Source organism: Maridesulfovibrio ferrireducens, from assembly GCF_016342405.1.
Lineage (GTDB): Bacteria > Desulfobacterota > Desulfovibrionia > Desulfovibrionales > Desulfovibrionaceae > Maridesulfovibrio > Maridesulfovibrio ferrireducens_A.
In genome coordinates, this window is record NZ_JAEINN010000002.1 from 209,097 (window position 1) to 213,666 (window position 4,570).

The 4,570-nt window shown below is 39.5% G+C and carries 3 protein-coding genes; all 3 read right to left on the minus strand.

Translation table 11 applies throughout. The features are described 5' to 3' along the window. Positions 1 to 22: 22 nt before the first annotated feature. The 3 genes from JEY82_RS02915 to JEY82_RS02925 all read right to left on the minus strand — a co-directional run bounded on the left by JEY82_RS02915 (position 23) and on the right by JEY82_RS02925 (position 4,528). Positions 23 to 1,318, minus strand: coding sequence for an HlyD family type I secretion periplasmic adaptor subunit (locus JEY82_RS02915; RefSeq protein WP_304082382.1), 1,296 nt, complete (start codon positions 1,316 to 1,318; stop codon positions 23 to 25). A 2-nt stretch (positions 1,319 to 1,320) separates the two neighbouring features. Further along, positions 1,321 to 3,579, minus strand: a complete 2,259-nt coding sequence (locus tag JEY82_RS02920) for an ATP-binding cassette domain-containing protein (protein WP_304082384.1) — start codon at positions 3,577 to 3,579, stop codon at positions 1,321 to 1,323. Between the two features lie 85 nt (positions 3,580 to 3,664). Continuing rightward, positions 3,665 to 4,528, minus strand: a complete 864-nt coding sequence (locus tag JEY82_RS02925) for a hypothetical protein (protein ID WP_304082386.1) — start codon at positions 4,526 to 4,528, stop codon at positions 3,665 to 3,667. Between the last annotated feature and the right edge of the window lie 42 nt (positions 4,529 to 4,570).

Here is a 4,570-nt window from a genome sequence, read left to right on the forward strand (position 1 = left end):
TACCTAATTTTTCGTAAATTAACTATCGCGTATTGTGTTCGGAAAGAGCGCCACGCATCCCGCGGGTGATGGGCGAGAGGAGATATTCCAGTACGCTTTCTTCCCCTGAAAGAATGTTGACCTCAACAATCATTCCTGGCAAAAAATTCTTTGTTTTGTCCATGTCATCTCCAACAGTGTCAAATATCACACGGTAATACCATGCTCTAGTCAGGTCATCGAAATATGTCTTTGCAGAGATATTAACAATCTTTGCATGAAGCATAGTGTCATTTGAAAATTCATATGACGAAGGCCTTATTTTTGCCAGCATCCCGTTCCAAATTTTAGTACGGTCGCTAGGTTGTATTTTTCCCTCAATGCGAATGGTTGCGGCAGAAGGAACAATTTCAGCAAGGGCCTCACCGGATCTAACAATTCCGCCGATGGTATTTGCGCTGAGTTTGTAAATGGTTCCCTCAATAGGAGATCTTATTAAACTTCGTATTATTTGTTCATTAGCCGCATTAAGTTCTTCAGTTACAGTCTGAATCTCAGAGCTGACGGTGCTCATTTCTTCACGGATATCACGATAAAAATTAAGTTGTTCACCTTTTATACGCTGTTTAAGTTCTGTAATTTCCAAAGAATATTCTTCGCGTTTACTGAAAATTTCAGCAATGCTGGTAGTAATTTTAGCAAGCTCTGCTTTTCTTTGTAAAAGAAGCTGTCTTGAGCCTATTCCTTTTTTTACCATTGGTTCCAGCATGTCATATTGCTGTTTCAAAACGGACTCTTCATCAAGCATGTTTTTCATGTGATTTTCACTGGCAGCGATGGCGGCTTGAGTCTGTTGTATTTGTGTTTTTAATATGTTGATTTTTTCGTCTAAAGAATCCTGTCTGTAGCGTGCGAATTGTAATTCTCCAAGTTCTTCAGAATCCATTGAATCTTTTTGAAGATCGTCAGTTGTATTGCCTATTTCTGCTGAAAGACGACCCAGTTTAGCCTTTAAAAGTTTAAGCTTAATCAAAGATTTATTTCTTTCTTTGGTAATGTTTAAATTGGCGATAGTAAGCAGCTTTTGCCCCTTTTTAACCTTGTCGCCTTCCCGAACAAATACATTTTCAACGATTCCACCTTCAAAATGGCCTACGATCTTATCTGTCAGGTTGGTTTCAACGACTCCTTGGGCTCGAACCGTTTTTTCAATTTGATTAAAATTAGCCCAGACCAAAAAAGAAATTACAAATATAAGAATGAGAATGAGGACAACAAGGTTGCCCATACTTCTTTCAAGAGACCAAAAAAGGTTATATTTCCAAGAATTACGTTTCATATCTATTGGTTGGATAATTTAGAAATTATGCGGTCTCTTGTGTCATCCGCGACTATTTTTCCCTGATCAATAACTAAGATTCTATCCACAATCTGTAAAATATGGGGTCTGTGTGTCACTATAAAAAGTGTTTTCTTCGCCATAGTGTTTTTCATACGTTGAATGAAAATTTTTTCCTGTGTGGAATCCATTGAACTGGTTGGTTCATCCAGCAACATTAAGGGAGGATTATCAATGAGAGCTCTGGCTATTGCTACAGCTTGCCGCTGTCCTCTGGAGAGGTTTTTACCACCTTCAAGTATTTGCATTTTTAGCCCGAGTGGATGTTTTGATACAAATTTTTCAATTCCGGAAATAGCCAGCGCATTCTGTAAAGTTTCCTGGGTAACTGTGCGGGCCCCCATCAAAAGATTAAATTCTAATGTACCATAAAAAAGAACCGGAGATTGCGGAACAACTCCCATATGCTCGCGTACTTTTTCGATATTCAAATAAGCCATGTTGTGGTCGTCCAAAAGAATTACTCCCTCTGTAGGAGTGGCAAGTCCGGCAATCAATTTCAAAAGGGTTGTTTTTCCGCTTCCCATAGGCCCGATGATACCTATTTTCTCGCCCGCTTTTGTTTTAAATGAAACATTTTCTAAAACAAACGGAGATTCTGGAAAGTAGCGAAAAGAGACTCCGTCAAAGCTTATAGCTCCATGAACTTGTTGAACTTTATATTGTTTTACTTCAGTGGTTTCTTTTTCGAGGCTGAGTAATTCTTTTAAATCTTTGTAGGATCTTCTGGCGAAAAGGTAGGATGTTATCAAGTTTGACATGCTTGCAGATGCAGCAATGCAGCGGCCTGAAAGTACCATCGTGGCAAGAAGAGCTCCGCTTGTCATTGATCCTTCGCTAATCAGAAAAAAGGCAACTATCAGTAATCCCGCAGAGTTAAGTTGACCCAAAAAGCCTGTAGTCATGGAACATCGGGCTTGAGCAATGCGGTATTTGGAACTCATTTCGCCTGATTTTTCTACTTCGGTAGTCCAGCGTGAAATAAAGAGGCGGGCCGCATTTGTGGTCTTAATTGATTCGATGCCTTGAAACACTTCATTCAAGAAGGAGCTTTTACGCGATTGTAGTTTGCTTTGTGCCGAGACATTGTTGTCAATGAAGAAACCGTAAACAATAGAAACAAGAAGAACCAGAAAGGATATTAATGCTGGTACGATAAAAAGCATTCCGCTGTTCAGATAGATAACGAAAAGGAAAAAGAATAAGAAGAAAAAGTCAATAGATCCAACAACAAGCTGAGTTGTGAAAAGAGATTTTATGCGAGAAAATTCTTGAACAGAGTGAGTAAGGTGGCCTGATGATGATGGAAGCTTTGCATGAATGGTGTCGAGTATCTGGGCCAATAAGTATGGCTCTGCTTCCCGTTCAACTCGTAATGCCGCTTTTTCAACCAATGATGTGCGGATATTTTTCAGGATGTAATCAAAAAATAAAACGAAAATTGCGCCTGTTATAAGAACCCGCAAAGAGTTTTCTGCAAGGTTGGGGAGAATTCGGTCATAAAAAATCCCCATTAATAACGGGATTACCAAAGTAAAACAATGAATAAGAACTGTTGCCAGAATTACTTGAGAATACAAAGGCCACATTTTTACGACCTGTCCGATAAACCAAGATAGGCTTAGGAATGAAACCCTGTCCGTTTCGAATATTATATCGAAAGAGCAAGTCCAATCGTTAAAATGGCATAAGTCTTCTTTATTATTTCTAATTGTTTCATTTTTGCCACTCCATATTGAAAGTTGTTTACCTATTTTTTTTTCAATTACGGCAAAACTTCCATCGGGATATTGAACTATCGCAGGGATATCTTCTTTGGTCAGTTTTGGAGGAAGTGGAGTGAATGTGGTGTCAAGTCCCATGTTTTCGGCTTGCAGTCGCAGATACTCATTGAGTGAAGAAGTGTTTCCCATCTGTAAGGACTGTTCCGTTGCCACTATACCGAATTTGTCTGCAACTTTCTTCAAACATGAAGCAATGGTCGTGCCTAGTTCTTCTATTTCGTCATCTTCATTATCGAAGATTCCGATATCTTCATCAGCTTCTGCGCTATCACTGTCATTTTCTATTTTCGTACTCACAAGAGAACCGTCGGTTGCTTCTTTAGAAGTAGCAACACCGACTGAACCGGAGTTAACAGTTGTACAATCCTCGTTTTGAGTTTGTTCAGAAGAGCTGTTTTGATCATTTGAAGAAGTCAATAATACTGTCCTTTAAATAAAAACATAATGAGACTGGAGCTTAACATGTTGTATTAGGTTATCGCACTTTAATTACGGGTAATTTTTATTTTTTACCTAAATTAATGACCACCTGATTAGTTCCGGGGACACCATCACCTAATGCTCTGAATGTGATTTTGGCTTTCGGGATTTTTCCGTCCTGATTAACAACCTTTATCAGCCCGTAGAGCCTTTTATATGAGACTGAGTTAGACATGCTGGAAGAAACACCATTGTGGTTGAGAGTTGCAGTTAACTGCAATCCTTTTTGCATAATGGCTGCTTTGTTTTTCGCAATCCATGACAGTAATTCAGTTCTTGTTGAATCTTCAAGAGTACTTGTGAGCTGGTTATATAGGATAATAATACGGTTTTTACTATCTATACCTTTTACCAGTTTAGTCACGAATGGTGTGTTCTGAGGCGTTTCTTTTGCGTCTATTTCGCGTTCTATTCCTCCGCTGGAGGATTCGAGCTCTGCAATTCTAGCTAAGGCTTGTTGCAGTTTTTTTTCTGTTGCCGGATCATTTACAAATAGCCTTATTTTTTTTGCGGCAGCTTCAGCTTTGATAAGGCGTGCTTGAAGGACTGCTTTTTCCTGCTCAATTTGTTCAATAGTAACTTCCGGTTGAGCCGGGGTGGGCATGAGGTCTTCTTTTTTTAATACAACAGCCTCATTCAATGTATCTTGCAGGGCCGTCATAGCTGTAGAGCTTTCCGGAGATGCAAGGTCTTGAGAGGCGGCGACCATTGTCTCAACCTGTTCTGTTGAGGCCGACGCATTCGGGGTGACTTCTTTTAACGCAACAATATACGACAAAGTCCCGACGACTAAGACCATGATCAAGGTAAAGAATACCATCATCATTAAAACTGTTGATAGAGCATCAACAAATCCAGGCCACGGAGGCCCGTTATCAGCGGACATATAGTTTCATTCCCTTTTTGTTATTAACGTAAAGTTTTATAA

Coding starts and splice junctions, on each gene's coding strand:
- JEY82_RS02915 (WP_304082382.1), bottom strand. CDS start 1,318: ATGAAACGTAATTCTTGGAAATATAACCTTTTTTGGTCTCTTGAAAGA.
- JEY82_RS02925 (WP_304082386.1), bottom strand. CDS start 4,528: ATGTCCGCTGATAACGGGCCTCCGTGGCCTGGATTTGTTGATGCTCTA.